Origin of the sequence: Sorangium sp. So ce1014, assembly GCF_051521505.1 — a bacterium.
GTDB lineage: Bacteria > Myxococcota_A > Polyangia > Polyangiales > Polyangiaceae > Sorangium.
Window position 1 is genome coordinate 995,653 of the sequence record NZ_CP150356.1, and the last position, 26,843, is coordinate 1,022,495.

The 26,843-nt window shown below is 71.5% G+C and carries 21 protein-coding genes; 18 read left to right on the plus strand and 3 right to left on the minus strand.

All coding sequences use genetic code 11. The annotated features are described in order from the left end of the window. The first annotated feature begins 19 nt into the window (after window positions 1-19). The 9 genes from WME75_RS03815 to WME75_RS03855 all read left to right on the plus strand — a co-directional run bounded on the left by WME75_RS03815 (window position 20) and on the right by WME75_RS03855 (window position 12,657). Window positions 20-1,588, plus strand: coding sequence for a hypothetical protein (locus WME75_RS03815; RefSeq protein WP_437486517.1), 1,569 nt, complete (start codon window positions 20-22; stop codon window positions 1,586-1,588). A gap of 493 nt (window positions 1,589-2,081) precedes the next feature. Beyond that, complete coding sequence (locus WME75_RS03820) at window positions 2,082-2,624, plus strand: hypothetical protein (protein WP_437486519.1); 543 nt, start codon at window positions 2,082-2,084, stop codon at window positions 2,622-2,624. A 17-nt stretch (window positions 2,625-2,641) separates the two neighbouring features. Beyond that, window positions 2,642-4,210 carry a PGRS family protein gene (locus WME75_RS03825; RefSeq protein ID WP_437486521.1) on the plus strand — a complete coding sequence of 523 codons (1,569 nt, stop codon included), beginning with the start codon at window positions 2,642-2,644 and terminating at the stop codon, window positions 4,208-4,210. Window positions 4,211-4,479: 269 nt separating this feature from the next. Beyond that, the gene (locus WME75_RS03830; RefSeq protein ID WP_437486523.1) at window positions 4,480-4,890 is read left to right on the plus strand and encodes a hypothetical protein; all 411 of its coding nucleotides are present in this window, start codon (window positions 4,480-4,482) and stop codon (window positions 4,888-4,890) included. A gap of 431 nt (window positions 4,891-5,321) precedes the next feature. Next, window positions 5,322-5,834 (plus strand): PP2C family protein-serine/threonine phosphatase, encoded by a 513-nt coding sequence (locus tag WME75_RS03835; RefSeq protein WP_437486525.1) that lies wholly within the window; start codon window positions 5,322-5,324, stop codon window positions 5,832-5,834. Between the two features lie 146 nt (window positions 5,835-5,980). After that, window positions 5,981-6,463 (plus strand): hypothetical protein, encoded by a 483-nt coding sequence (locus tag WME75_RS03840; RefSeq protein ID WP_437486527.1) that lies wholly within the window; start codon window positions 5,981-5,983, stop codon window positions 6,461-6,463. 2,311 nt (window positions 6,464-8,774) lie between these two features. Beyond that, on the plus strand, window positions 8,775-10,457 hold the full coding sequence (locus tag WME75_RS03845) for an L-aspartate oxidase (protein WP_437486529.1): 1,683 nt from the start codon (window positions 8,775-8,777) through the stop codon (window positions 10,455-10,457). Beyond that, window positions 10,454-11,419: a CPBP family intramembrane glutamic endopeptidase gene (locus WME75_RS03850; RefSeq protein WP_437486531.1), complete on the plus strand. Its 966-nt coding sequence runs from the start codon at window positions 10,454-10,456 to the stop codon at window positions 11,417-11,419. Before WME75_RS03845 ends, WME75_RS03850 begins: the two co-directional genes overlap by 4 nt. Further along, window positions 11,416-12,657: a patatin-like phospholipase family protein gene (locus tag WME75_RS03855; RefSeq protein ID WP_437486532.1), complete on the plus strand. Its 1,242-nt coding sequence runs from the start codon at window positions 11,416-11,418 to the stop codon at window positions 12,655-12,657. Before WME75_RS03850 ends, WME75_RS03855 begins: the two co-directional genes overlap by 4 nt. 45 nt (window positions 12,658-12,702) lie before the next feature. On the opposite strand, the gene WME75_RS03860 is transcribed toward WME75_RS03855, so the two are convergent. Then, window positions 12,703-13,203, minus strand: a complete 501-nt coding sequence (locus tag WME75_RS03860) for a YchJ family protein (protein WP_437486534.1) — start codon at window positions 13,201-13,203, stop codon at window positions 12,703-12,705. Window positions 13,204-13,363: 160 nt separating this feature from the next. Here WME75_RS03860 and WME75_RS03865 point away from each other — a divergent pair, with 160 nt between their 5' ends. The 3 genes from WME75_RS03865 (at window position 13,364) to WME75_RS03875 (ending at window position 17,422) form a co-directional block, all read left to right on the plus strand. Further along, the gene (locus WME75_RS03865) at window positions 13,364-13,831 is read left to right on the plus strand and encodes a Tudor-knot domain-containing protein (protein ID WP_437486536.1); all 468 of its coding nucleotides are present in this window, start codon (window positions 13,364-13,366) and stop codon (window positions 13,829-13,831) included. Window positions 13,832-14,007: 176 nt separating this feature from the next. Continuing rightward, entirely contained in the window at window positions 14,008-16,095 is a 2,088-nt protein-coding gene (gene fusA, locus WME75_RS03870; RefSeq protein WP_437486538.1) for an elongation factor G, read from the plus strand. A gap of 10 nt (window positions 16,096-16,105) precedes the next feature. Then, window positions 16,106-17,422, plus strand: coding sequence for a hypothetical protein (locus WME75_RS03875; RefSeq protein WP_437486540.1), 1,317 nt, complete (start codon window positions 16,106-16,108; stop codon window positions 17,420-17,422). 143 nt (window positions 17,423-17,565) lie between these two features. Here WME75_RS03875 and WME75_RS03880 read toward each other — a convergent pair whose 3' ends face one another. Beyond that, window positions 17,566-18,000: a DUF6918 family protein gene (locus WME75_RS03880; protein ID WP_437486542.1), complete on the minus strand. Its 435-nt coding sequence runs from the start codon at window positions 17,998-18,000 to the stop codon at window positions 17,566-17,568. Window positions 18,001-18,462: 462 nt separating this feature from the next. Here WME75_RS03880 and WME75_RS03885 point away from each other — a divergent pair, with 462 nt between their 5' ends. Next, window positions 18,463-19,497 carry a hypothetical protein gene (locus WME75_RS03885; RefSeq protein ID WP_437486544.1) on the plus strand — a complete coding sequence of 345 codons (1,035 nt, stop codon included), beginning with the start codon at window positions 18,463-18,465 and terminating at the stop codon, window positions 19,495-19,497. Window positions 19,498-19,527: 30 nt separating this feature from the next. Here WME75_RS03885 and WME75_RS03890 read toward each other — a convergent pair whose 3' ends face one another. Next, a complete protein-coding gene (locus WME75_RS03890; protein WP_437486546.1) occupies window positions 19,528-22,206 on the minus strand; it encodes a glycoside hydrolase family 15 protein in 2,679 nt (892 codons plus the stop codon). Window positions 22,207-22,306: 100 nt separating this feature from the next. On the opposite strand from WME75_RS03890, the gene WME75_RS03895 reads away from it, so the two are divergent. The 5 genes from WME75_RS03895 (at window position 22,307) to WME75_RS03915 (ending at window position 26,421) form a co-directional block, all read left to right on the plus strand. Continuing rightward, complete coding sequence (locus WME75_RS03895) at window positions 22,307-22,852, plus strand: OmpA family protein (protein ID WP_437486548.1); 546 nt, start codon at window positions 22,307-22,309, stop codon at window positions 22,850-22,852. Between the two features lie 154 nt (window positions 22,853-23,006). After that, on the plus strand, window positions 23,007-23,747 hold the full coding sequence (locus WME75_RS03900; protein ID WP_437486550.1) for a MotA/TolQ/ExbB proton channel family protein: 741 nt from the start codon (window positions 23,007-23,009) through the stop codon (window positions 23,745-23,747). A gap of 15 nt (window positions 23,748-23,762) precedes the next feature. Further along, window positions 23,763-24,242 carry a biopolymer transporter ExbD gene (locus WME75_RS03905; RefSeq protein WP_437486552.1) on the plus strand — a complete coding sequence of 160 codons (480 nt, stop codon included), beginning with the start codon at window positions 23,763-23,765 and terminating at the stop codon, window positions 24,240-24,242. After that, entirely contained in the window at window positions 24,239-25,099 is an 861-nt protein-coding gene (locus WME75_RS03910; protein ID WP_437486554.1) for a TonB C-terminal domain-containing protein, read from the plus strand. The genes WME75_RS03905 and WME75_RS03910 overlap by 4 nt, the downstream gene beginning before the upstream one ends. Continuing rightward, the gene (locus tag WME75_RS03915) at window positions 25,090-26,421 is read left to right on the plus strand and encodes a tolB protein (RefSeq protein ID WP_437486556.1); all 1,332 of its coding nucleotides are present in this window, start codon (window positions 25,090-25,092) and stop codon (window positions 26,419-26,421) included. The genes WME75_RS03910 and WME75_RS03915 overlap by 10 nt, the downstream gene beginning before the upstream one ends. The last annotated feature ends 422 nt before the right edge of the window (window positions 26,422-26,843 follow it).

The following is a 26,843-nucleotide window of genomic DNA, read 5'->3' on the forward strand; positions in this document are numbered from 1 at the left end:
GAGCCCAGGAGAGGACGGAATGAAAACGAAAGCAAGGGGCTGGATTGCGGCGAATGTGATGCTTGTCCTCGCCGCGAGCGGTTGTGACGTCGTCTGGAGCGATGTGGCGGGCGACTGCGACCTGATGTTGACGTGCGATTCCTTGTGTCCGTCAGGCACGGGCGGCTGCGGCGGTGGAACAAACCCCGCGTGCGAGGCGGATCCGACCGAGGATGCGAGCACGGTGACAGATGAGTGCGCGGTGTTCGCGAGCGCGAACGCGGAGCCGGGCGGGGATGGGACGAAGGAGAAACCGTACGTTTCGCTCGCGGAGGCGGTCGCGAACGCGAACGGCAAGCGGGTGCTGGCGTGCACGAGCGGAGCGTTCGCGGAGAGCGTGACGATCGAAGCGGGGCTGGAGGTGATCGGCGGCTTCGACTGTGACGCCGGGTGGACGTGGAGCGCAGAGGCGCGGAGCGCGATCGAGGGGCCGCCGGATCAGATCGCGCTCACGTTGGGGGAGGGAGCGCACGGGGCAAAGGTACGGAGCTTCGCGGTGCGCGCTGCGAGCGCGACGAAGGCGGGCGGGTCGTCGATCGGGGTGGCGGTCGCGGACATCGAGGCGGAACTGGCGCAGGTGGCGGTGAGCGCAAGCGACGGGATGGATGGCGCGGACGGCAAGACGTCGAGCGAGCGGCCGCACACAGGAGCGAGCGGGTCGACGAATACGGCCTCGAGCACGTGCATCATTTATCCGTCCGTCTACGGCGGCGACCCCGGCGTCACCATCTGCGAAGACGGCGAGACCCGCGGCGGCCAAGGCGGCCTCGGCGGCATCCCAGGCATGGACGACGGCAACGGCCGGCCCGGCCAGGCCGGCATCCCCCTGCCCGACCCAATCCTCCCCAACAGCCCGGGTCTCGGCGGCATGGGCCAAACGGAGACGGGCGAATGCGAACAGGGCCAACCCGGCCGCGATGGCGCCTCCGACACCCCCGGCCCCGCCGGTCGCGCCACCACCCTCGCGCTCACCGGCATCACCGGCGGCGACGGCGCCCCCGGCATCACCGGCAAGAAAGGCCAAGGAGGCGGCGGAGGCGGCGGAGGGAAGGCGGGGTATTTCTGCGGGAACCCGAGGAGCCCCGTGGAGGCTTCTGGCGCCAGCGGCGGCGGAGGCAAAGGAGGAGGCGGCGGCCAAGCCGGCGGATCGAGCATCGGCCTCCTCAGCCTGGGAACGAAGCTGGTGCTGACCGAGGTGACCGTCGCCGCGGGCAAGGCGGGCAACGGAGGAAAGGGCGGAGTCGGACGACCTGGCGCCAGCGGGGGCAGTGGCGGGACCGCAGGTAGCGCTACGTCTCTTGGTGGCGCCGGCTGCGAGGGTGGTCCTGGCGGCACCGGCGGCCGTGGCGGCCTTGGCGGCGGCGGTCGAGGCGGCCATGCGGTGGGAATCGCCTACGCCACGGCGCCGAACGCGGCGGTGGAGCTGAAGGACTTCAAGGAGGGGGCGGCGGGCGACGGCGGGCAGCTCGGGTTCGGCGGCAACGCCGGCACGCCCGGTGTGAGCGTCGCTTGCTGGAACTTCGGTGGAAACGAGAGCTGCGGGCAGTGAGAAAGAAAGTGCCGCTGCGTGAGAACTCCGCAGGGCTCAACGGAATGCGGTTGATTGAGTCACGAGCGCTGCGGTCGGTGAGCAGCTGAGCTGAAGGAGACAACAAGAAATGGTTGGACGCACCCCGCGCGTGGGTGGTAGGGAGTGGTTTGTCGCGGAGACGCGGCACGGTGGGCTGCCCGGCGCTTACAACCTCGCCACCACAGCGTGGAATGCCCAAGGCGCGGGCGGACGGACCGGAGATCTGCTGACCCCTTCTGTGTCGGGCCGCGAGAACGGATATTATCCGACGGTCGCTGAAGGCAGCCCAGCAGCAGATCGCTTTTGCTTCTTGCGAGAGCTGCGAGCCGCGGACGGACGGACGCGCCGCCAGTCCCCGACGCCCGGAAAAGGTACAGGGGTGGGCATCGCTGTGTTCCTCTCTGTTGTCTTCTGCACACCCGCGCGAACTGCGTGGTGCGAGCAGACGGTGCAGGCGGCGAAGGGAGGGACGGTGGAAGTGACGCTGGCGATGGCGCTGGCGACGAGCGAAGCGCAGGCGGCGACGCCGGTAGCGAAGCCTGCGGAGGGTGCGAGCGCGCCGGGCGCGCGGGCCGGTGCGCCCGCCGCGGAGATGACGCCTGGTACGCCGGAGAAGCCGGTTCCGCCGCAGCAAAGGAACTGGGTGCCGGTGATCGCGCTGGGCGCGGCGAGCGTGGTGGGGCTCGGCGTGGGTATCGGGACGACGGTTGCGTCGAATGCTGCGAGCGGTGATGTCGACGTGCAGGGGCGGGCCATCCTCGATGCAGGCGGGCAGTGCAAGCAGCCGCCGAGCGCGTTCGTCGACAATTGCTCAAAGCTCTATGACGCCGGCTCACGGCAGGAAACGTTCGGCAACGCGGCACGAGTAGCGTACGTAGCATCAGGTGTGCTGGTCGTCGCCGCAGTGACTTATGCCCTGTGGCCTCGGGCGGAGGCGCGGATAGCGGTGCCAGTGCGCGTGTTGCCCGATGTGGGTGTTCATAGCGCACGGATCGTCCTGCTCGGCGTTTGGTAACGAGTTCCAGAGAGAAAATGATGAGAAGCCAGACGAAGCAGCGGGTATGGGCGATCGTGGGGACCGCCATCATGGCCACCGGTTGTAATGCGCTGTGGCTCGATGTGACAGAGGACTGTACGCGAATGCTGACGTGCGACCACTTCGTTCAAGCCGGCAGTGGCGGCGGGACGCCAGGGAGCTGCGTGCCGAGCGAGAACGCGGATGCGGTAGGGGACGCCTGCGGCGTGTTCGTGTCGGCGAGCGGCAACGACGATGGCGCCGGGACGAAGGCGGAGCCCGTGAAGACGCTGAGTGCGGCGATCGCGCGGGTCGCGGAGCAGCAGGGCGCGGTGTACGCGTGCGCTGAGGAGTTCACGGAGGCGGCGGAGGTGCCCGCAGGCGTGGCGGTATTCGGCGGGCTCGACTGCGCGAACGGGTGGGAGTGGATCGGCGAGGAGAAGAGGACGATCGTGGCGCCGGCCGAAGAGGCGATCGCGCTGAAGGTGATGCGGGGCGTGGGGACGGCGAGGATCGAGGACGTGTCGGTGCGTGCTGCGGATGCGCAGACGCCGGGAGCGTCGTCGATCGCGGTGCTGGTGGATGGCGCGACGGCGGAGCTGGCGCGGTGCGAGCTGATCGCCGGGAACGGGGCGGATGGCGCGGAGGGAACGGATGCGCCGAGCGAGGTGCCGGCGCAGGCGGCTCCCGGGAATGCCGGAACCAACGCGTGCAGCGACCTGGATACATCAGGAGCGCCTGATGAGACGCTACCAGGAGGAGCGCAGGTGGAAAGCGCGTGCGGCGGCGATGCGCTGTCCATCGGCGGCGAGGGCGGCGCAGGCAGGGTGAACAACGGTGGCGGTGGACAGGTCGGAGAGCCTGGCGCGCTCGGCGCAGCAGGCTCTGGAGAGCCCGCGGCAGGCGATTGGAGCTGTGCCGCGGGTGGAACAGGCCAGGGCGGCGACAACGGCCCCCCCGGCGAATTCGGCCCCGCGGCGAGCGGCCTCGGCGCGTTGAGCTCATCCGGCTACGTGGGCGTGAGCGGAGGCGCGGGCGGACCGGGCAAGCCAGGGCAAGGCGGAGGCGGAGGCGGGGGCGCGAAGGGCGGCGCGGCGATCTGCGCAGGCGCCGTGCCAGGAGCGGGAGCGAGCGGAGGCAGCGGCGGACCCGGCGGCTGCGGCGGGCTGCCTGGGCAAGGCGGTGGAGCGGGCGGAGCGAGCATCGCGCTGGCGAGCGTGGAGGGAAAGGTGACGCTGAAGGACTGCGTGCTGACGGCCGGCAACGGCGGCAAGGGAGGCGCGGGCGGCGACCTGCAGCCGGGCGGAGCCGGCGGAGTCGGAGGCGTCGGCGGCACGGGTGTCGGCGGGTCGAAGAACGCGTGCGATGGAGGAAAGGGAGGCCAGGGAGGCAACGGCGGCCCCGGCGGCGGAGGTCTCGGCGGGCCGTCGCTTGCGATCGCGTACCGAGGGGAGGCGGTGAAGCAGGAAGGGGAGATGATGCTGATGCCTGGCGCGGCGGGCGCGGGCGGGCCCGGCGGAAACAGCAACGTGTTGGAGAACGCGGGCGCCGAAGGCGCGGAAGCGGCGGAGCAGGAGCTTCCGTGAGCGAGCGGTGAGGTAGCAGGCGGCGTCATCGAGAGCGCCGCCCGCACCGCCGCGGGACGGAGCGGAAGGAGGTGGTGGCGATCGCGAGGGCCGCGATCGAAGGGAAGAGGTGCGTCCCGAGGGGGACGTGCACGGCGAGCGCGCAGGGCTACCGGAGCGTGGCTACGGGTGAGGGCTGCGGAAAGTGAGGCCAGCTGCACGATTTGGTGGCAACTCCGTATAGCTGAACGTAAGTGCGCGAAAGGACGTCCGTTTCCAGAAGAAACCCCTTGGCGACCTCTTCGGATATCGACAGAATCGGTGCCGTCCGATCCGAAGGAGCCCTCATGCCGATGCGCCGGAAACCCCGTCGAGACGACCTCCCTCCCTCTCGCCGACGCCCCAGCCTGAGCGGGCTGGGGGAGTGGGAGCGGATGATGGTACGGAAGCTCGGCCTCGACGACATCCCGTGGGACCCCGAGCAGTGTTGCGAGCTCTGCATCGCGAAGCGAGCGGCTCGCGGAGAGGCGGTGGAGGAACTCGTGCCGCCGTCGGAGAACCGAGCGAAGCTGCTGGTGAGCCTCGGCTGGGCGAAGACTCCACCCACGGCGGTTGGTCCAAGAGGGCGGAGCAAGCGCCGCGGCAAGCTGAGGCTGGTGAAGCTCGAGCGAACGGCGCTTCGCGAGCGCAAGGATTCTTGAGCGAAAGGCGCCGTCTCGAGGGCACCGGTTCGAGCGAGCCTACTTGACGGTCTGCGCGCGCTGACGACGCACGGCAGCGCCGCGACGCGCAGCGTTGCGCGATAGATAGGACCCGGCGTACCGCGGGCGCGGTGCGCCCCGACTCGGCTCGTCCCTGCGACGAGCGCGCGAGGTGGATGATGGTGTGCCCAACGCTTGCCATCGAGGCAGGGGCGGATGCTCCTGTGTCGAGGCGTCGTGCGAGGAGCGAGGAGAGCTTTGAGCCGTTGCCTTGTCTGGGGCTGTTCCTGGTCGCGGGTGACTTCGGCGGAGAGGCGGTGTCCCGTACTGCGGTTGAGATGGTGCACGCACATCCCAGACGCGAAAAAGACAATGCAGGCGGTGTCTGTGCTGATGAGATGACTGCGCCGAGACGCCGGGACGAGGTGCGGATGATGATGAGCCCGCGTCGAGCGAGCCGCTCCGAGCGCGACTGCCCGGAGCCGGGATGGTGTGACGTGCCCACGAGCTTCGCCGGTGTGCTGCTCGCGCCGGGGGCGGCGTACATGGTCTATGTCGGCGAGTTGCGGGTCTACCGATTCCGCGGCGGGAAGCTGGAGGAACGGACGCGTGATCTCGCAGCGCTCGACGATGGCGTGTCGGATGGATCCATCTCGCCGGATGCACTGGCCATGTTGGCCCAGCACGCGAATGCAGCGACACGCGCGCTCGGCTGCGATGCGGCGGTGGAGATGAAGACCCAGGTAGAGAGCACCGCGCCGGGCGACATTTTTCTCGTGTGCTCGGCGGGGCTTTGGCGTGCTGTGCCGGAGCACCGTATGAGCGGCATCCTTGCGGCGCACCATGAGCTGCGCCTCGCGGCGAGCTTGCTGATGGACTGTGCTCATGAGCACGGCGAGGCCGAGCACGTGACGTGCCTTCTTGCGCGCGTCGGCGACAACTGAGAGTTGGAGCCCGTGAGGAGGGGTGGTGTGCAAGGACGAGAGTGTAGCGAGGGAGAAGGTACGGGATCGGGCAGGGCACCCCTCCCGTCCCGCGCGTAACGCGGGACTTGGGAGGGGCGGGCGGCGCGCAGTTCGCGGACGGCGGAATGAACACGGACGACCTGCCGGACGTGGGGATGGTGAGGTACATCTCTCCGGAGCAGGTGAAGCAGCTGTACGGGGCGTCGAAGAAGGCGGAGCGGGCGAAGCCGGACGGTCGGACGGACATTTACGCGTTCGGAGCGATCTTCTACGAGGTGCTGACGGGCAAGCACCTGTTCCTGGACGACAGCGAGCCGGCGACGGCGGAGGAGACGCTGACGGGGCACCTTGTGGCGGCGCCGGAGCCCGTGCACGAGATCGTGCCGGATTGCCCTGAGTTCGTGTGGCCGGTGGTGTCGTGTTGCATAGCGATCGACGTGGAGGAGCGGTATCCGAGGTTCGACGATGTGGCGCGGGACCTCCGGTCGCTGCTGAGAGACACGGTGCCGGCAGGACACGTGCTGGCGCGACGGCTGGCGCAGGAGCGGATCAAGGCGGAGCGGGAGGCGGCGTTCGCGGGGTGGAGAGGGAGGACAGCGCGCCGGTGAGCGGGAGCGGAGAGGCGGCGGCGGCGGAGCCGGCGGCTGCGGAGGCAAAGGAGGAGGCGGCGGCCAAGCCGGCGGATCGAGCATCGGCCTCCTCAGCCTGAGAACGAAGCTGGTGCTGACCGAGGTAACCGTCGCCGTGGGTATGGCGGGCAACGGAGGAAAGGGCGGATCCGGACGACCTGGCGCCAGCGGGGGCAATGGCGGGACCGCAGGTGCCGCGACGTCTCTTGGTGGCTCCGGCTGCGATGGGGGTCGTGGCGGCCTCGGCGGCCCCGGCGGCGGCGGTCGAGGCGGCCATGCAGTCGGGATCGCCTACGCCGTGGCGCCGAGCGCAGCGGTCGCGTTGAAGGATCTCATCGAGGGTGCGGCCGGGGACGGCGGCAGCCCGGCGTGGGGCGGGAACGGCGGCGAACCGGGGGCAACCGGAGCGTGCTGGGACCTCAGCGGCAATGCGAGCTGCGGGCAGTGAGAAGCGCGGTGATGTTGGGTGAGAAATACGCAGCGCTGAACGCAATGCAAACGACGGAAGAGCGCGCGCTGTGATCCGTGAGCTGCTGAGCTGAAGGAGACAACAAGAAATGGTTGGACGCCCCCCGCGTGTGGGTGGTAGGGAGTGGTTTGTCGCGGAGACGCGGCACGGTGGGCTGCCCGGCGCTTACAACCTCGCCACCACAGCGTGGAATGCCCAAGGCGCGGGCGGATGGACCGTAGATTTGCTGACCCCTTCTGTGTCGGGCCGCGAGTACGGATATTATCCGACGGTCGCTGAAGGCAGCCCAGCAGCAGATCGCTTTTACGCGGCGCGAAACCCGCGATCGGTGGCCTGGCGGATGCGTCGCAGGGCAGCGGCGAGAGCCGCCGGCGAGCAGGGGACCCCTCCCGTCCCGCGCGCAGCGCGGGGCGTGGGAGGGGCGGACCGCGCGAAGGGCCGAGCACGGGCCGGGGGTGGGCATCGTTGTATTCCTCTCTCTTCTCCTGTGCACGCCAGCGCGAGCTGCGAGCTGCGCGCGAGGACTGTGAAAAATGAGGACGGCCGAACGATTTGGTGACAACTCGACATGGTTGAGCGTAAGCCGGCGAAAGAGCATCGATTTCGGGAAGAAACCGCTTGGCGACTTCTTTCGGTATCGGCAGAATCGGCACCGTCCGATTCGAAGGAGCCCTCATGCGCGATGCGCCGGAAGTCCCGCCGAGACGACCTCCCTCCCTCTCGCCGGCGTCCCAGCCTGAGCGGGCTGGGGGAGTGGGAGCGGACGTGGGTACGGAAGCTCGGCCTCGACGACATCCCATGAGACCCCGAGCCGTGTTGCGAGCTCTGCATCGCGAAGCGAGCGGCTCGCGATGAAGCGGTGGAAGAGCTCGTGCCGCCGTCGGAGCACCGAGCGAAGCTGCTGCTGCTGAGCCTTGGCTGGGCGACGACCTCACCCGGGGCGAGGGCTCGAGAACGGCAGAGCCCTCGCCGCGGCACGCTGGAGCTCGTGCGCTCGCCGGGCCAGGAGCGCAAGGATTCTTGAGCGCTCGGGCGACGGGCCCCCGCCTCGAGGCGCCGGTTCGAGCGAGCAGACGTTGACAGCCCAGGCGCGCTGAGGCCGCACGGCGGCGGCGCCGTGCGCAGGGCGACAACCAGGATCTGGCGCATCGCGGGCGTGGTGCGTCGTGACTCGGCTCGTCCCTGGGACGAGCGTGCGAGGTGGATGATGGTATGCCCAACGCTCGCTATCGAGGCCATCGAGGCCGGGGCGGAGGCCCCTGTGTCGAGGCGTCATGCGCGCAACGCGGAGAGCCATGGGGCGCTGCCGTGTCTGGGGCTGTTCGTGGTCACCGATGGGGTAGGTGGAGAGATCCTCTCCCGCACGGCGACCCAGAGCGTGCACGCAAGGGTCGAGGTGGACAGTGCGGACGACGTCGGTGCAGGGGAGATGACCGCGGCGAGATGGCGTGACGAAGTGCGGCTCATGATGAGCCCACGTCGAACAATCCATCGTCGCCCCGAGAGCGACTGCCCCGAGCCTGGATGGAGCGGAGCACCCACGAGCTTCGCGGGGCTGCTGCTCGCGCCGGGGGCGGCGTACGTGGTCCGGGTCGGCGAGCTGCGCGCCTACCGATTCCGTGGCGGGAAGCTGGAGGAGCTCACGCGTGATCTCGCGGCGCTCGCCTCGACGCGGCTCCGTCGACGCGGCTCCGTCGACGCGGCTCCGTCGACGCGGCTCCCTCGGCGCGGCGCCCGCCCGGCCCGCCCGCAGCGCCGTCGCGTGCAGGACGCGCGCCACGGCCTACCTTCACACGCCCCGCTCCTGCTACCCTCCGGGCCGTGGCGATAACCACCGATTTTCTCGTCATCGGCAGCGGTGTTGCGGGGCTTACCTTTGCGCTCGAGGCGGCCGAGCACGGCGAGGTGATCATCATCACCAAGCGGGCGCGTGACGAGTCCAACACGAAATACGCGCAGGGAGGGATCGCCGCGGTCTTCGCGCCGGACGACTCCCCCGAGGCGCACATCGCCGACACGCTCGAGGCAGGCGCGGGCCTCTGTCACGACGTGGTCGTCGAGATCTGCGCGCGGGAAGGCCCCGAGCGGGTGCGCGAGCTCATCGCGCGGGGCGCCCAGTTCGACCACGAGAACGGCCAGGTGCGCCTCGGGCGCGAGGGAGGACACTCCGCGCGGCGGATCGTGCACGCCGCCGACGCCACCGGCCTCGAGATCGAGCGCGCCCTCCTCGAGCAGGCCCGGCAGAACCCGAACATCCGCTTCGCCGAGCACCACACGGCCATCGACCTGATCCTGCTCTCCCGCTTCGGCGGGCCGGACATCTGCGCCGGCGCCTACGTGCTCGACGAGACCGACGCCGCGCTCAACCCCGTGCCGCCGCGGCCGCGCGACTCGGACCGGCCCGCGCCCCGGCACCGACCGGCCTCGAAGCCGCACGTCGTCGAGACCTACCTCGCGCGGGCGACCGTGCTCGCCACCGGCGGCGCAGGCAAGGTCTACCTCTACACGACGAACCCCGACGTCGCGACGGGCGACGGCGTCGCCATGGCCTACCGCGCCGGCGCCGAGATCGCGAACATGGAGTTCTACCAGTTCCACCCGACGTGCCTCTTCCACCCGGAAGCGAAGAGCTTCCTCGTCAGCGAGGCGCTGCGCGGCGAGGGCGCCATCCTCCGGCTGCCGGACGGCACGGCCTTCATGGCGAGCCACGATCCGCGGAAGGACCTCGCGCCGCGCGACATCGTGGCCCGGGCCATCGACTTCGAAATGAAGCGGACCGGCTCGGACTACGTGCTGCTCGACATCACCCACCGGCCAGCCAGCTTCGTCCGCGAGCACTTCCCGACGATCCACGCGCAGTGCCTCCGCTACGGCATCGACATCACCGCGCAGCCGATCCCCGTCGTCCCGGCCGCCCACTACATGTGCGGCGGCGTCACCACCGACCTCTATGGCAGGACGACGATCCCCGGCCTCTGGGCGATCGGCGAGTGCACGTGCACGGGGCTCCACGGCGCGAACCGGCTCGCCTCGAACTCGCTGCTCGAGGGGCTCGTCTTCGGCCACCGCGCCGCCGCGCGCCTCTCGACGCAGATCGACGAGCTCCGGCAGAGCCCGTTCCCCGAGGTGCCCGAGTGGCAGGCCGGCAACGCGGTCGCGAGCGACGAGGAGGTCGTCGTCGCCCACAACTGGGACGAGATGCGCCGGACCATGTGGAACTACGTCGGCATCGTCCGGTCCGACGCCCGCCTCCGGCGCGCCGCCCGGCGGATCTCCCTGCTCCAGGAGGAGATCCGCGAATACTACTGGAAGCACCTGGTCACCCGGGATCTGCTCGAGCTGCGCAACATCGCCACCGTGGCCGAGCTCATCGTCGGCTGCGCCGCCGCCCGGCACGAGAGCCGGGGGCTGCACACGACCATCGACTACCCGGAGCCGGACGCTCGCCTCGGCACGGACACGGTCGTCAAGCGGGGTGTCCTGCCTCATCTGCGAGGTCGATGAGCGATCTGCGCGGCACCGCCGGGCCTCCGCCCAGCGACGGAGCGCCCGGCCCGCTCGTCCAGCGCGGCAGCGGGGAGCGACCGATGTCGGTCCTCGCGGCGGCCGGCTGGACGGCGGCCGTCACCTTCGTCTTTCTGTGCCTGCTCGGCGTGCTCGCCCTGCTCCGGTCGGCGCCGGCGTCGGGCGGCGCGGTCAGCGCGCTCCAGCCGGCGACGAAGCTCGACGTCGTCGGCAGCTTCGCGTGCCAGGCCGCGGCGTACCTGCTCGGCCTCCTCGGCGTGCGCCGCGTCCACGCGCCGCGCGCGCCGGTCCGCGAGCTCCTCGGGGTGCGCAGGACGCACGCGGCGTTCTACCCGCTCGCGGCCGCGCTCGGCCTCGCGCTCGCGGGGCCCGTCGCCGCCCTCTACGAGGCGATCGAGCGGCGCTGGCCGTCGGGCCTCAGCGACGCCCGGCTCGTCCAGGCCTTCGTCGAGGCGAGCGCGCTCGATCGGGTCGCGTTCGGCCTCATCTTCATCGCGCTCGGCCCCGCGCTGGAGGAGGCCTTCTTTCGCGGGGCGCTCGCCCGCCCCCTGCGCTGGCAGCACGGCGCCCCGCTCGTGGTCGCGACCACGGCCGCGCTCTTCGCGGCGGCCCACGGCGAGTGGCAGAAGCTCCTGCCGATCGCGATCTTCGGCGTGGCCCTCGGCGTCGTCCGGGTCGCGAGCGGCTCGCTCTTGCCGCCCGTCGTGATGCACGGGGTCTACAACGCGATCCAGTGCTTCGCGCTCCTCTCGGCCGGGGGCGCGGGCCCTGTCGACGAGGTGCCCGCCGCCGCGGGCGCGGCGCTGCCGGAGACCGCGTCGATCCCGGGTTGGCTCGTGGCGGTGAGCTCCGCCTGCGCGCTTGTGTTGACCGCGCTCGCCTGCGCCCTCGGCAACCGCGCCGAGAGGGCAGCCCGCGCGAGGGAAGAGGACCTCCGATGATGCCGGCTGTCGAGAGTCAAGGCGGCGGCGCGAGCCGACCCGCGCAGATCGCAGCGGGCGACGGCGAAGGCCGCGCCCCCGGGACCGTGGAAGCGAACGGCGAGCGCCGCGCTGCCCCTCGCCGCGAGGCGAAGGGGGCGCGCGTCAGCCTCTGTCTGCCGGGGGGCGGCCTGACGGGCGCGCTCTACCAGATCGGGGCGCTCGCGGCGCTCGAGGACGGCGTCGAGGGGATCGACAACCAGAGCTTCTCGCTCTACCTCGGGCACGGCAGCGGCGCCGCGGTGGCCGCGGCCCTCGCCGGCGGCATCCCGATCGAGCGGCTCTACCGCGCCCTGCTCGATCCGGTCGACAATTTCTTCCCGCTGGAGCGCAGCCACCTGCTCCACCTCGACGTCAGCGAGTGGCGGCGCGCGCTCACCACCAGCCTTGTCGCGCTCCGCCACGCGATCGTCCGGCTCTCGACCCGGGGCGACGCGACCCCGAACGCGCCGGCGCAGCAGTACCTGTTCGAGCAGCTCGATCGCTTCAACGACTCGCTCCCCGCGGGCCTGTTCCAGCTCGATCGCTACGAGCGGTTCCTCGCCGAGTTCTTCCTGCGGCGCGGCATCCCGAACTCGTTCCGCGCGATGCCCCGGACGCTGCGCATCCCGACGTACGACCTCGACTCGGGCGAGCGCGTGATCTTCGGCGCCGAGGGGTTCGACGACGTCCCCGTGTCGCTCGCCTGCGCGGCGTCGCTCGCGCTCCCGCTGTTCTTCTCGCCGGTGCGGATCGACCAGCGGCACTACCTCGACGGCGGGCTCGGCCACGTGGCGCACCTCGATCTCGCGCAGGCCGCCGGCGCGGAGCTCACGATCGTCGTGAGCCCGCTCGTGCCGGTCTCCACCGCGCACCGCCCGGTCCCGACCGGGCACGGCGTGCGCGAGAGCGTGCGCGACAAGGGCCTGCTCTGGGTCTTCAACCAGGCGATGCGCATCGGCGCGCACGCGCGGCTCCACCAGGCGGTGGGTCGGACGCGCGCCGAGGGGAACATGCAGGTCCTCGTGCTCGAGCCCGCGCGGAACGACGCGCTCCTGTTCCTCCACAACCCGGCCAACCTGCGCGCGCGGCGCGCCATCCTGGAGTACGCCTACCGGACGACGCGCGAGCGCATCACGCTGTGGATGGAGAAGAACCGCGCCGTGGTCGAGGCGATGGGGTGGCACGAGGCCCGCGCCTCCGGCGCGGCATCCGGCTGAGGCGCAGCGGCCGGCTGACCGCGCCCTCGGCCGGCGAGGGCGAGGTCAGCCGACGAGCGACGAGAACCGGGCGATCGTCAGCTCGTCGGGCGGGACGCCGATGCGGGCCCGGGGGACGGCCACGCCGTGGAGGTAGCGCCAGCCCTCGCCGTCGTGGAGGAAGTCGGAGAGCTCGATGAACGAGCGGTCCGCGCCCGCCTCGAAGATCTTGGCGAGGAACAGCACCGACGCGGAGTCGCCGCTCTGCAGGCTGTCGAGGATCTTCAGGCCGCGGTACCGGTGGTGGTGGGTCGTCGCCTTGAGCTCGCGGAGCGCCTCGTCCCTGTCGCGCGCTCGATGGATGTGGCCCATGTGCAGCGTCCGCCAGAGGTAGGCGGCGTCTCCGACCGCGAACGCGGCGTACCTCGATCGCATCAGCGCCACGGCGTCGGGCGCCTCGCGATCACCCAGATGGCAGGGGGCGCAGCACTCGCGGTACGAGCGCCCCGAGCCGCACGGGCACGGGCGGGACAGGATGCCCGTGCCAGGACGAACGTCTCGGGTCATGGGGCGTTCTCTACACGGGTTCGTGCCGCGCTGCAGCGCCCGGCGCGAGGCGAGGCGAGGCGCAGCACAGCGCGGCGCCGCCCCCCGGCGGACCCGGGGCCACCCCGGCACGAAGCCCCTTGCGGGGCGCCGGGGAGGACGGTAAGGCGGGGCCAGACGTATGCCCGCAGCGCGCGCTCACGCTGCGGCCCTCCTCCTGGCCCTTGCCCTGGTTCTGGGGGGCTGCAAGCGCCAATATGCCATCGGTGACGATGTCCTCGTGACGTGGGAAGGAAACGACTACCCCGCCAAGGTCATCGAGGTCGTGGGTCCGACGAAGTTCAAGGTCCACTACCAGGGATACGATGACATCTGGGATGAAACTGTACCTCGTGAGCGGATCCGCGGCCTCGTCGAGGGCGACGTTGTCAACCCCCCGCCGCCGCCGAAGGTCCGGAGCAAGGGGCTGCAGGCTTCGCAGACCAACCTTTACAAGATCGGCGACAGGGTGCGCGTCGAGTGGCACGGGCAGATGTACCCGGCGGTCGTCACCGGCATCGTGGGGCAGGAGCGCTACCGCATCCACTACGACGGCTACGGTCCGGAGTGGGACGAGACGGTCGGACTTTCCAGGATCCAGGCCAAGTAGTTGAAATAATCGCGAAGAATCATTTTCCCCCTGGCGCTGGGGATGGTGCCGATTTAAGAGCCGCGCCGAATTTCTGACTGGGCGATCGCAAGAGTGCGCACGCCCGGCTGAGGTTCATTGCGTGCCGCACGCCCTCCACGGGCACGCCCTCACGGGTGCGCGGCGGGGAGCCTTCTGTGATCAGCGATCTGTCCAAGCTGCGCAATATCGGGATCAGCGCCCACATCGATTCGGGCAAGACGACGCTGACCGAGCGCATCCTCTTCTACACCAAGCGGATCCACGCCATCCACGACGTCAAGGGCAAGGACGGCGTCGGCGCGAAGATGGACTCGATGGATCTCGAGCGCGAGCGCGGGATCACCATCCAGTCCGCGGCCACGCACTGCTTCTGGAACGGGCACCAGATCAACGTGATCGACACGCCCGGCCACGTGGACTTCACGATCGAGGTCGAGCGCGCGATGCGCGTGCTCGACGGGGCGATCCTGGTCCTCTGCGCCGTCGCCGGCGTGCAGAGCCAGTCGCTCACCGTCGACCGCCAGATGCGCCGCTACGGCGTCCCGCGCATCGCGTTCGTGAACAAGTGCGACCGCGCCGGCGCGAACCCGCTGCGGGTCCGCACGCAGCTGCGCGAGAAGCTCAACCTGAACCCGGTCCTCCTGCAGCTGCCGATCGGGCTCGAGGACAAGTTCGAGGGGGTCGTCGACCTCGTCGCGATGAAGTCCTACCGGTTCGAGGGGCAGAACGGCGAGACGATCATCACGGGCGAGATCCCGGCGGAGATGGCCGACGAGGTGAAGGCGACGCGCGAGGAGATGCTCGACGCGCTCTCGATGTACTCCGACGAGCTCACCGAGGCGATCCTCGAGGAGCGCGTCACCGAGGAGCTCCTCTACAAGGCGATCCGCGACGCGACCGTGAAGCTCCAGATCGTCCCGATGATGATGGGGTCGGCGTACAAGAACAAGGCGGTGCAGGTCCTGCTCGACGGCGTGACCCGCTACCTCCCGACGCCCGCCGACATCACCAACAAGGCGGTGGATCTCGACAAGGACGAGGCCGAGATCTCGCTGTCGAGCGACCCGGAAGCGCAGCTCGTCATGCTCGCGTTCAAGCTCGAGGATGGCCGCTTCGGCCAGCTCACGTACATCCGCATCTACCAGGGCACCCTGAGCCGCGGGAAAGAGGTCACGAACACGCGCACGGGCAAGCGCCACAAGGTCGGCCGGCTCGTCCGCATGCACTCGGACGAGATGGAGGACATCGACGGCGCGAGCGCGGGCGATATCGTCGCGATCTTCGGCATCGACTGCAACTCCGGCGACACGTTCACCGAGGGCGGCCTGGCCGTCGCGATGACGTCGATGCACGTGCCCGACCCGGTCATCTCGCTGACGGTGACGCCCAAGGACAACAAGGCCCAGGCGAACATGTCGAAGGCGCTGCGCCGCTTCACCAAGGAGGACCCGACCTTCCGCGTCGGGGCGGATCCGGAGAGCGGCGAGACGATCATCCAGGGCATGGGCGAGCTCCACCTGGACGTCTACATCGAGCGCATGAAGCGCGAGTACGCGGCCGAGGTCGTCACGAGCCCGCCGCGCGTCGCCTACCGCGAGACGATCACGCGCCGCGTGGACTACAACTACACGCACAAGAAGCAGACCGGCGGCTCTGGCCAGTACGGCAAGGTCGGCGGCTTCATGGAGCCGTGGACCGAGGCGCCGTTCCGGTTCGAGGACGAGGTCGTCGGCGGCGCGATCCCGCGCGAGTTCATCGCGGCGGTCGAGAAGGGCTTCGTGTCGATGCTCGCCAAGGGGCAGCTCATCGGCGCGCCGGTCACGGGCGTGTCCGTCACGCTGAACGACGGCGCTTCCCACTCGGTCGACTCGTCCGACATCGCCTTCCAGGAGGCCGCGCGCGGCGCCTGGCGCGAGACGTACCCCAAGGCCGGCCCGCAGATCCTGGAGCCGCTGATGAAGGTCGCCGTCGAGGGCCCGGGCGAGTACCAGGGCGGCATCGTCGGCATCCTCATGCAGCGGCGCGGCATCATCATCGGTTCGACCGAGGCGGACGGCTTCTGCCGTGTCGAGGCGGAGGTGCCGCTTGCCGATATGTTCGGCTTCTCGACCATCCTTCGTTCTGCCACCCAGGGCAAAGCCGAGTTCACGATGGAGTTCTCGCGCTATGCTCCCCTTCCGGCGGCTCTCTCGGAGGAGCTCATCAAGAAGTACCGGGAAGAGCTGGCCAAGAAGGCGAAGTGAGGGGGTCGGCATGTACCGCAAAGAGGTGAACGAGCGGAGCCCCATGCGGGTCTTCGAGGGGTCGATGCACGGCGGGCTGGGTCGCGGCAACGTCGGCGTCATCGTCGCTCGGCCCGGCGTGGGCAAGACGGCGTTGCTCGTGCAGATCGCGCTCGACGATCTGCTCCGGGATCGCAGGGTCCTGCACATCTCGCACGAGAACGCGGTCGACCACGTCCGCGCGTACTACGACGAGATCTTCCACGATCTCGCGCAGTCGATGCGGCTCCAGGAGCCTGAGGCCGTCCGGCTCGAGGTCGAGCGGCACCGGCAGATCTACTCGCACCTCGGCCATGTGAAGGCGCCGCCCGACGCGACCGAAGAGGCGGCGCGGCTGTGGGTCGAGAAGATGCTCGAGACGGTGGCGTTCGCGCGTGGCGTCGCCCACTTCGAGCCCGACGTGATCATCGTCGACGGCTTCGACGTGGCGATTGCGTCGGAGCAGGCGATGGAGGCGCTCGGCCGCCTCGCCAAGGAGCGCTCCGCCGAGATCTGGATCGCGGCGCAGGTCGAGGAGTCGATCCCCCCGGGCAAGCTGCCGGCCGCGCTCGAGAAGGTCGAGCGCCACCTCAGCGTGGTCGTCTACCTGCAGCCGGAGCGCGACGTCGTTCGCCTGCGGCTGCTGAAGGACCACGGCAACAAGGACCTCGCCGAGCTCCACCTGCGCCTCGATCCGCACTCGATGCGGGTCATCGACGAGGACGTGCGCCCCCCCTCGGAGCGGCCGAAGGACCCACGGCAGTTCCGCCTGCACTCGGGCGGAGCCAAGGGGGCCGAGGCTGAGTTCGGCGCCTGCGCCGAGCGGTACGGGGTGCAGGAGCTGAACTACAGCTTCGAGGGCCACCGGCTCCTCGAGCGCCAGCGGGGCGTGGTCGTGCTCGGGGACGACGAGCTGCGCAAGGGCGACTTCAGCCTCGTCTACGTGTCGCGGCGCCTCGGCCGCGTGCTGAGCGAGATCCCGCTCGTGCGCAACATCCTCCAGACGATCTGGCACCAGATCAACGCGGCCAGCCAGGTCTTCGTCGTGGGGACGCTCCAGGACGACGGCACGGTGCGCGGCGGCACCGGCTGGGGCGCGGAGCTCGCGCGCCTCTGGAAGAAGCCGCTGTTCGTCTACGATCAGGAGAAGCGCGGCTGGTTCCGCTGGAGCGGCTCGGCCTGGGAGATGGCGCGGCAGCCGAGCATCATCAGCGAGAACTTCGCCGGCATCGGCACCCAGGACCTCAACGACGCTGGCCGCGAGGCCATCCGCGATCTCTTCGCGCGAAGCTTCGGCGAGCCCGGCTGAGCCGGCGCGCGGAGCGCCTCCCGTCCCCACGACACCTCTCGTCGACGTGAGGCGCACCGGCCGCGCTGCGGAGCGCAGCGGGCCGGCGCGGGCGCCGCGCGTCCCAGGCCGGCGCGGGCGCGCGGGCCTGGGCGCCGGGCCGCTCAGGACGCGTGCTTCTGGATCAGCTGGGCGAGGCGGGGGACGGCGTCTTCGACGTTCTTCTTCGCCGAGCCGCGCAGCTTCTCGTAGGTGCCGCGCACCACGCCGCTCGTCGAGGTCTTCGCCTTCTCGTCGGTGACGCTGAGGAGCGCGTCGGCGACCCGCGAGCGGTTCGTGGTCAGGAACGAGCTCGCATTGCCGCTGCCCGCAGCCTCGACCCAGAGGGGATCGAGCTTCTTGGCGAACTCGGGCAAGAGCTTCTCGACCACCTGGGCGATGAAGCCGGGCTTGATGCCCTTCACGGCCGCGTAGCCGGCCTTGACCGCCAGGCCGGAGAGCCCGCCCTTCGAAGCCACCTCCTCGTCGACCAGCGTGCAACAGTCGGCGATGACCCGTGATTTCTTGTTCGCATCGAGCAGCGTTTCGCTGAGACCCATTCTCGAACTCCTCCGGGCGCTTCGGGGACCGGACGCGGCCCCCAGCCCCATGTCAGCGTGACCCCCGGCAGGGAGCCCCGACCACGTCGAGCGGACCTCCGGCCCGCTCCCGACCACATCGAAGCGCGGCTCTTACCACAGCAGCTCAGAGGCAGGCATCGCAAGCGCCCACCCGAAAACCCTTCGGTCCAGGACGGTTTCTGCTCCTCTTCGACCGTCCAGGATGGCCGCACATCGCGCGTCCAGCGCTCGATCTCCGTCTGCTTCCCGTCCGATCTCCGTCTGCTTCCCGTCCGATTTCCGTCCGCTTCCCGTCCGATTGCCGTTCGATTCGCGTTCGATTCGCGGGGAGACCGCATGCACGCCCGGCCCGAGCACGCCATACTCGAGATGTAAGTTAGATCACAGGTTTGGCGAAGCGGGCTCTCGCCGCCGTCATGGTGCGAGGCCTGCGGGGGGCTCATGGACGTCTACTGCGAAGTCTGCGGACTCGTCACCACGGTTTCCAGCGGCGCGCGGGGCGGGGCCGCGCCCGAGTGCCGCGTCTGCGGCGGCACGATGCTCCGCGCGCAGGGGAGGGGCACGGCCGGGCTGCCGGGGGCGGGCGCCGGGGGGCGATCGAGCCGGCCTCCTCCTCCGCTCCGGCGGTCGAGCGCGCCCCCGGTGCCGCGGGACGACGACGACCCGACGATGATGGATCTCCGCTCGCTCGCGCTGAAGTCGTTCCTCGCGAACCCCCCCGCCCCGAGGACGGCGGCGGCGGCGCCGGCGGGGAGCTCGGCTGCGCCGGCGACGGGCCGGGTCGCGGCCGGGACGCCGGTCGCGGCGGCGCCGCTGGTCGCGGTCGATGCGCCCCCGAGCGTGACCGATGTGCTGCGGGTCTACGACGCGCTCGTGCCGGTCGCGGCGCCCTCGCGGGCGCGGCGCCGGGCCCGCGTGCGCGCGCTCATGGCGTCGGCGGCCGGCGCTCTGGCGATCGCCGCCGGGCTCGCGCTGGTCGCCGGCCCGAGGTCCAGCGCGCCGGGGGACGTCCTGCTGCCCCCCACCGCGCAGCGCGGCGTCTCCCGGGCAGGGGAGATCGCGCGCGAGGTGAGCGCGCCGGACGAGGCGCCCGGATACCCCAACACGACGCCCCGCGGGCACGAGGCGCAGGCACCTGGGGCTGGCGAGGGCAAGGCGGATGCTGCCGAGCCCGGCGCGGCGCCGAAGCCGGCCGCCGTGATCGAGGCGGGGGCGCGCGCGGCCACCGGTGCAGGCGCCCGCACGGCCTCCAGCGCAGGCGTCCGCGCCCTCGCCGCGGCAGGCGCGCGCGCGGCCTCCGCGTCGGGGGCCCGCGCTCGGCCTGCGCACCCGCCTGCGCCGCCGCCCGCGTCCGAGGAGACGCCGCGGCCCGCGCCGCCGGTGTCGCTCACCGATGCGATGGCCGCCGCGGTCGCCGGCACCCCGTCTCCCGCCGCCGCGCAGACAGAGCGGCAGGAGGACACAAGCGAGAAGTAGCCCACGAACGCGGCGCGCGCCCGGCGAGCGTCAGCGCCGCGCCCTCCCGCGCCGCCGTCGCCCGAGGCCGGCCGCGGCCACGGCCGCCGCGAGCAGCGGCCAGCGCGCCGCGCCCTCCGCCGTCGCGAGTCGGCAGCCGCAGCCGGCGTCGTCCTGGAGGCCGCCTGCGCCTCCACCTGCGCCTCCACCTGCGCCTCCACCTGCGCCTCCGACGCCCGCCCCGCCGGAGCCGGCGCTGCCGCTCGAGGGGCCGCCCCCTGCGCCGGTGCCGCCCGTGGCGCTCTCGTCGAAGTACGCGCCGCAGGCCGGCCCGACGACCCGCCCGTCGCGCGCCGCGAGCGCGAGCGCGTAGACGCCCGCGCCGAACCCCACCATGGGCGCGTTGAACTTGTAGGCGCCGCTCGCCTCGTCGTAGGTCTCGGTGATCGCGAGGTAGTTCGCGGCCGACTGATCGAGCACCCAGCGGAGCAGCCGGTCCGAGCGCGCCTCGTCGCCCATGAGCCGCGCGGCGACAGCGCCGCGCAGATCGGTCACGACCCACTCGGCGCTGTCGTACTCGCTGCCCCAGGGGCTCAGGTCGTCCACGCCGGCGTGATCGAAGCGATCGTCGTTCCGGGACCACCCGGCGCCCGCGGGGACGAGCAGGTGCTCGTCGAGCCCGGCGAGCGTGGCGGCGGCGATGCGGCCCCGCGGATCGAACAGGCCCATCGCGATCCCCTCGAGCACCGCCGCGTCCCAGTAGCCCGCGCCCGACTCGAGCTCCTCCAGGCTCGCGGCCAGCGCGCCCGAGGCGTCCGTGAGCCGCGCGGCGATCGCGTCGCGCAGCCGGTTCGCGGCGTCGCGGTACCCCGCGGCCCGCTGCGCCTCGCCGCGCCGCGCCGCGATCTCCGCCGCGTCGCACAGGCCGCGCGCCGCGGTGATGCTCGTGTACGCGAACGAGCGCTCGCGCCCGTTCCAGTGGGTCTCCCAGATCGACGAGTCCTTCCGGACGAGGCCGGTGTCCGGGTCGATGAGCGCGACGAGCGCGTCCGCGACCTTCGACGACGCGGTGGCCCAGCGCTCGTCCACGAAGGCCGTGTCGCCGGTGAGCTCCTCGTAACGGCGCAGCGCCCAGAGGAACAGGCCGAACCCGTCGAACTCGAGGTTCGGGCCGAAATCGTTGAAGTCGGTCTCCTCGACCCCGAAGCCGTGGTAGCGCACCAGGCTGATCTGGTACGGCGGCATGTCGTACGACGCGAGCTCGTTCCAGCGCTGGAAGCGCCCCGCCTCCGCGTCGAGGTAGTAGCTCAGCGCATCGCGCGCCTCGGCCTCCATGCCGAGGACGGCCATGGCCACGGTCGCGTAGGCGCCGTCGCGGATCCAGGCGACCGTCCACTCGCCCGGCGGGAGGCTCGCGAGGACGGCGCCGCGGCCGCGGTGGGCGATCGTCGCCGGCAGCGCGGCGGGCTCGCCGCCGAGCGTCGTGCCGAAGCGCGTGGCGCGCGGCTCGCCGTCGCGCGTCAGGTGCTCGCGCAGGAACGCGTGGCTCTCGCGGGACTGCGCCATCCGGAGCATCACGGCCGACTGCCGGAGCAACGCCGTCTCCCCGGGCGTCGCCGTGGGCGGCACCTTCAGCGCGCCCTGGAACGCGCGGTACGCGGCGATCTCGTCCGCCACGACCTCCGCCGCGCCCTTCGCGCCGAGGTACGCGTCGAGGGCGCCCTGCACGAGCGGGTCCGCCGCGCCCGAGGGGTCGCCGTGATGCGCGAACGCCACGCCGACCCACCGCGCCTCGCCGGGACCGATGCTGCCGAGGTCCCACTGGAACGCGCTCACGGAGCCGTCCGCGGTGGGCGCGGCCCCGTCGAGGTCCGGCAGATCGGCGACGGCGCCCTCCGCGACGATCCGGTAGACGTCGAGGTCCGCCGGGCCGCCCGCGCGCGACGCGCCGTGGCGCGCGGCCGGCTCGAGCGCGCGCGCGGCGACCACGCCGGCGAAGGCGCGCTCGAGAAAGTCGCGCCGGCCCCCGCTCCCGTCGTAGGCGACCGTCTCGCCCGACTCGCCGATGTCGGTCATCACGCCCGGGCGCCCGAAGCCGAGGTGAAAGTTGTGCAGCGAGAAGGCCGACACGCCCTCCGCCGGCACCTCGCCCCGGTTCTCGACGCGCATCGCCATCACGAACCCCGCCTGCCCGAGGGCCTGCGGCGCGAAGAAGAGCTGCGTGCACTCGAGGTTGCCGACCCGCTGCACCATCGTGACGACGCCCGTGCCGCCGCGCTCCCCGTCGGTCCAGCCGGCGTAGCCGCTCGCGTCGAGATCGACGGGGACCTCGGTCAACCACCGCTGCCTGCCCTCCGAGCGCAGCCCGAAGTACGCGTCGTAGAGCAGATCGCGCGTGGGCACGGCCTGCGGCTGGTTGCCGATCCAGACCTCCTCGCCGCGCTCGTCGAGGAGCGGCTCCTCGGTGGCGAACAGATGCTCGCGGAAGTGGGTGAGCCTCGCCTGGCTCAGATCGAGGAGCACCGCGCCGAACCCGTTCGACGAGGGCAGCCGGAAGAACGTGCGCTGCACCGGGACCTCGGCCTGCGCCGCGCCGGGGGCGGCGACCGCGGCCGCCGCGCCGAGCGAGAGGAGCGCGGCACCGAAGGCATGGAAGGCGCTACGAGAGGCGCGAGGCGGGCCAGATCGTTGGTGCCCAAAATATTCCCGCACCGGGGGCTGGCGATGCATCGCGGCACTTTACAGGAATGATTGTCCTCCCGGCGCGCCGGCCCGCCGGCGGCCGCTCAAAATGCTGCAACGCGCTCCGTGGCGTGGTAACGGCATGCCCATGACAAAACTGCCCGCGTTGATCCTCGTGGTCTCGGCGCCCCTTGCCGCCTTCGCGGCCGGCTGCGGCTCCGATCCGCAGCCGCCGGCGAATGTCGGCGGCACCGTCGCGCCCCCTCCGGTGGCGAACACGGTGGCGCCCGCCCCGAAGCAGGACACGGCCAAGCCGACGAGCGGGTCGATCCGTATCGACGACAAGATCCTCAAGGCCTGCGGTGATCTGCCGACGGCCCGCTTCGCGTTCGACTCGACGGCCATCGAGGGCGAGGCGGCGAGCGCGCTCGACGCGCTGGCGCGCTGCTTCGTCTCGGGCCCGCTCAAGGGCAAGGGGATGAAGCTCATCGGTCACGCCGATCCTCGCGGGGAGACGGAGTACAACCTGGGCCTCGGCCAGAAGCGCGCCGGCAGCGTCGCGGAGTACCTGGCCAAGAAGGGCCTCGAGCAGGGCCGCATCGCGACCTCGTCGAAGGGCGAGTTCGAGGCGACCGGCGCGGACGAAGAGGGCTGGGCGCGCGACAGGAAGGTCGACATCCTGCTGGCGGACTGAGCGCCGCGCCGCGCCGCGCGCGGCGCTGGACGACGTGAAGAGGGCCACGGCCGCGCTTCCAGGTGAGAGAGGGGGCCGCGGTCGCAAACTGCACTGAACGGGGCCGCGCGCGCGGATCCCCGACGAGCCGATTCCCTGACCCGAAGAGATCGATATGGCCTTCCTGCAAAGCGCGCCCGAGGCGGCGACGGCGGTCCCGATCAAGCTTGATCCCGTCTCCCTGGTCCTCCACGCCTCCGGTCCGGTCTTCCTTGTCGTCTGGCTGCTGATCTTCGCGGCGATCCTCGTCTGGGTGATCGCCGTCCTGAAGCTCCTCCAGCTGACCCGGCTCTCGGCGCAGCAGGCGCGGTTCGAGCACGAGTCGGCGCACGCCCACTCGCCCGATCAGCTGTTCGCGCTCGCGCAGCGGCACGCGGACGCGCCGGGCGCCCGCGTCGTGCTGGAGCTCAGCCGCCGCACCGGGACCCACAAGCTCCTCGACTCGATCGCGAAGCGCGCGATCGTGACCGAGACGCAGCGGGCGAGCGCGCTCATGCCGACGCTCTCGTCGATCGCGGCGGCGTCGCCGTTCATCGGCCTGTTCGGCACCGTCTACGGGATCATGGACGCGTTCCTCCGCATCGGTCAGCAGAAGAGCGCGTCGCTGCCCGTCGTCGCCCCGGCCATCGGCGAGGCGCTCATCGCGACCGCGATCGGGCTGTTCGCCGCGATCCCCGCCGTCATCGCCTACAACGGGCTCAACAAGCGCATCGACGACCTGCTCTCGGCGCTCGAGGCCGCGAGCGAGGGATGGGTGGAGATCGCGTCGCTCTCGGCGCGCGCGGTGCAGGAGTCCATCCCGCTGGCGCTCCAGCGGACGAGCGACCGGCCCACGCCGGTGATGCCGAAGGGCTGAGGGGCAGGGCCGATCATGGCGATGTCGGTGGGCGGAGGGCGCAGGCGGCGGGGCGGCGGGTTCAGCGAGATCAACGTCACGCCGCTCGTGGACGTGATGCTGGTGCTCCTCGTGGTGTTCATGGTCACCGCCCCGCTGCTCACGGCAGGGCTCCGGGTCGAGCTGCCCAACGTCTCCGCCGAGGAGGCGCCGACAAAGGACACGAAGCTCGTCGTGACCATCACGAAGGAGGAGAAGATCCTCTTCGGTGAGGACGACGCGACCGCCGACATCGAGGGCGTGCTCGCGTCGAACGGGCGCGTGCAGAAGGAGAAGGAGCTCTACATCCGCGCCGACAAGGACGCCCGCTACGGCGCCGTGGCGCGGGTCGTCGCCGCCGCCCGGGCCGCCGGGGTCGAGGGGCTGAACCTCCTCGTCCAGCCGGAGATCGAGCCGGAGGGCGCGGCGCCGCGGCCCGGCGGCGGCGCGCCGCCACCTGGAGGAGCGGCGCCTTGAGCCCGGCCGCGGCGCGCGCGCCCGGGCCGATGACGCCGCCGGGGAAGCGCCGGACGAAGAGCGACTTCCGCCCGCGGGACGTCGCGCTCGCCTTCGCGGTGGCGATGGGCGTGCAGGCGGGCGCCGCCGTCGCGGTCAGCCTGGCGGACCTCACCGTGCCCGCGGCGGTGGCCGAGATCGAGAAGGGGCCGAGCGTCCCGGTGAAGGTCGTCCCGGTGCTCGACATGGACACGCCGCTGCTCAAGCTGGGCGGCAAGCGCGACAAGATGAAGCTGCCCGACCGGTGGGTGCGCCAGACGCCCAAGCCGCGCGTCGAGCAGAAGGCGTTCGTGTCGCCGGACGCGGGCAAGACCGAGGAGGACATCCCGCCCCCGGAGGTGAAGGTCGCCGACGCGGGCACCGCGCCGCCGCCGCCCGACGCCGAGATCGCGAAGCAGGTCGACACCGAGCTCGATCCGACGACCGACGCCGGCCAGGTCGCCAACGTCGACCAGGAGGGGCACCAGGACGGCGTCGCCGAGGGGACGGAGACCGATCCCCTCAAGGCGCGCGCGGTGGACCTGTACCTGGCCCGCATCGCGGGCTGGTTCTCGAGCAGGTTCCGCGTGAACGGCTCGGGGCTCCCGCCGGAGGAGCTCACGAAGCACAAGCCGCGCGCGGTGATCGTTTTATCCGACGGGCAGATGGTGAGCTACACGCTGACGCCGAGCGGGAATGCCATCTTCGACGCGGCCGCGCGGGCGACGCTCGAGGGGGCGAAGGGGCAGGCGCTGCCGCCGCCGCCCGAGAACTATCCCGACCTCGGTCAGAAGCAGGTCAGCGTCACGTTCGTCTGTAGGGAGACCACATGCGACTAGCTCAATACGCCCTCGGCGCGCTGGCGCTCGCTGCCGCCGCGCTCGCTGCCCCCCCTGCTCCGGCGCAGGCGCCGGCCTCCACGGCGCCCCCCAACCCGGACGAGATCCTCGGTCACATCACGGTCGTCGCCGGCGCGTCGCGCCCGCTCCCGAAGATCGGCGTCCTGCCGTCGCTCGTCTCCGACCCCGAGGACGTGACGCTCCACAGCGTGGTCCGGCGCGACCTCGAGCTGTGCGGCGAGTTCGAGGTGCTGCCCGACAGCGCCGCGCCCGACGGTCTGTACCTCTCCGACAGCCCGGTGGACGTGAAGGCGTGGTCCGCGAAGGGGGTCGAGGCGGTCGTGAGCGTGCGCGGCAAGAAGGTCGCCCCGGACAAGGTCGAGCTCGTCGGCCAGGCGTTCCTGGTGAACCGCGGGCAGGCCCCGGTGTTCGACAAGAAGTTCATCGTGCCGCTCCGCGACGTGCGCTTCGAGTCGCACCGGGTGGCCGACCAGCTCATCGGCGCCCTCACCGGCCAGAACGGCGGCTTCGCCAGCCACATGACGTTCGCCTCGGGCTCGGGCTCGCTGCGCCGCGTCTTCACGATCGACGCCGACGGGCACGACGCCAAGGCCGTCTCGCCGCCCGAGCAGACAGCCATCGCCCCGGTGTTCGGGAAGAACGAGCAGCTCCATTACGCGGCGAGCGTGAAGGGCGACGAGTACAAGATCTTCACGCCGGCGGGAGGCCCGCTGGCGCTGCCGGTGAAGGGTTCGGTCTACGGGATCGCCTTTTCCAAGGATCGTTCCCAGGTTGCGCTCAGCATCGGGGTGGGGTCGACGATCAAGCTGTTCTCCGGGCCCGACTTCCAGAGCATCAAGCCGGCGTCCGAGGTGGGGATGGCGCTCCACCCGGCGTTCACGCCGACAGGCAAGCTCGCCTTCTCCGGCGAGGGCAGGTACGGGCAGCGCATCTACGTGGGCGGCAAGGCGATCTCGCCGGAGGGGCTCTTCGCGTCGGCGCCCACGTTCTGCAACCACCCCGACGGGGTGAAGGCGGTCTATGCCGTCGGGGCCGGCAAGAACACCGACCTTGTCGTCTCGGGGGAGACGGGCGGCGGCCTCGCGCGGTTGACCCAGAGCCAGGGCAGGAACGGGTACCCGGCTTGCAGCCCTGACGGGCGGCTCGTGGCCTTCTTCTCCACGCGCACGTCCGGCGAGGGCCCGGGGCTCTACATCATGCGCGTCGACGGGCAGCGCCCCAAGCGCATCTCCAACCTGCTCGGGGACTCGCTGCGCTGGGATCCCCTTCCTCCCGGCAAGGCCGTCGAGGCGAAGAACTGACCCGCTCGCCGGCGCCGCCCCAGCGCGGCGCCCGCTGACCCGAGCTCGGCGGTGCTGCGCAGATCGGGGGCGCGGCGTGCGGACGCTGCACACGCTGTGGCAAGGCGTCCCGCACGGTCGGCCTCCAGCGCCACGATCCAGCGAGCGACACGCCGCGCGCCGCGCCGCGGGAGGTGCGGCCCGGCCATCCGGCGCGCGGGAACAGCGGGCGCCGCGTCGCGGCTGGATCCAGGGGCTCTCCGTCCGACAACTTCTTCGGCCCAGGCCCGTCTGACGTGGCGAGCTCCTGCGCGATCACGTGCGTCGCCGCGGAGAGCGGAGCGAAGGGAGACCGCGCCGGCGGTCACCGCTTCTTTGGCCCGCTGCGTCGGACGCAGTTAGCCTCCGGACTGCTCAGGGGGGAGTTGGCTGGAAAGTTGCAC

Bases quoted from the DNA above. Each gene is read 5' to 3' on its own strand.
- WME75_RS03815 (WP_437486517.1), top strand. From the start codon at position 20: ATGAAAACGAAAGCAAGGGGCTGGATTGCGGCGAATGTGATGCTTGTC.
- WME75_RS03825 (WP_437486521.1), top strand. From the start codon at position 2,642: ATGATGAGAAGCCAGACGAAGCAGCGGGTATGGGCGATCGTGGGGACC.
- WME75_RS03835 (WP_437486525.1), top strand. From the start codon at position 5,322: ATGATGATGAGCCCGCGTCGAGCGAGCCGCTCCGAGCGCGACTGCCCG.
- WME75_RS03840 (WP_437486527.1), top strand. From the start codon at position 5,981: ATGAACACGGACGACCTGCCGGACGTGGGGATGGTGAGGTACATCTCT.
- WME75_RS03850 (WP_437486531.1), top strand. From the start codon at position 10,454: ATGAGCGATCTGCGCGGCACCGCCGGGCCTCCGCCCAGCGACGGAGCG.
- WME75_RS03855 (WP_437486532.1), top strand. From the start codon at position 11,416: ATGATGCCGGCTGTCGAGAGTCAAGGCGGCGGCGCGAGCCGACCCGCG.
- WME75_RS03860 (WP_437486534.1), bottom strand. From the start codon at position 13,203: ATGACCCGAGACGTTCGTCCTGGCACGGGCATCCTGTCCCGCCCGTGC.
- WME75_RS03865 (WP_437486536.1), top strand. From the start codon at position 13,364: ATGCCCGCAGCGCGCGCTCACGCTGCGGCCCTCCTCCTGGCCCTTGCC.
- WME75_RS03875 (WP_437486540.1), top strand. From the start codon at position 16,106: ATGTACCGCAAAGAGGTGAACGAGCGGAGCCCCATGCGGGTCTTCGAG.
- WME75_RS03880 (WP_437486542.1), bottom strand. From the start codon at position 18,000: ATGGGTCTCAGCGAAACGCTGCTCGATGCGAACAAGAAATCACGGGTC.
- WME75_RS03885 (WP_437486544.1), top strand. From the start codon at position 18,463: ATGGACGTCTACTGCGAAGTCTGCGGACTCGTCACCACGGTTTCCAGC.
- WME75_RS03890 (WP_437486546.1), bottom strand. From the start codon at position 22,206: ATGCATCGCCAGCCCCCGGTGCGGGAATATTTTGGGCACCAACGATCT.
- WME75_RS03895 (WP_437486548.1), top strand. From the start codon at position 22,307: ATGACAAAACTGCCCGCGTTGATCCTCGTGGTCTCGGCGCCCCTTGCC.
- WME75_RS03900 (WP_437486550.1), top strand. From the start codon at position 23,007: ATGGCCTTCCTGCAAAGCGCGCCCGAGGCGGCGACGGCGGTCCCGATC.
- WME75_RS03905 (WP_437486552.1), top strand. From the start codon at position 23,763: ATGGCGATGTCGGTGGGCGGAGGGCGCAGGCGGCGGGGCGGCGGGTTC.
- WME75_RS03915 (WP_437486556.1), top strand. From the start codon at position 25,090: ATGCGACTAGCTCAATACGCCCTCGGCGCGCTGGCGCTCGCTGCCGCC.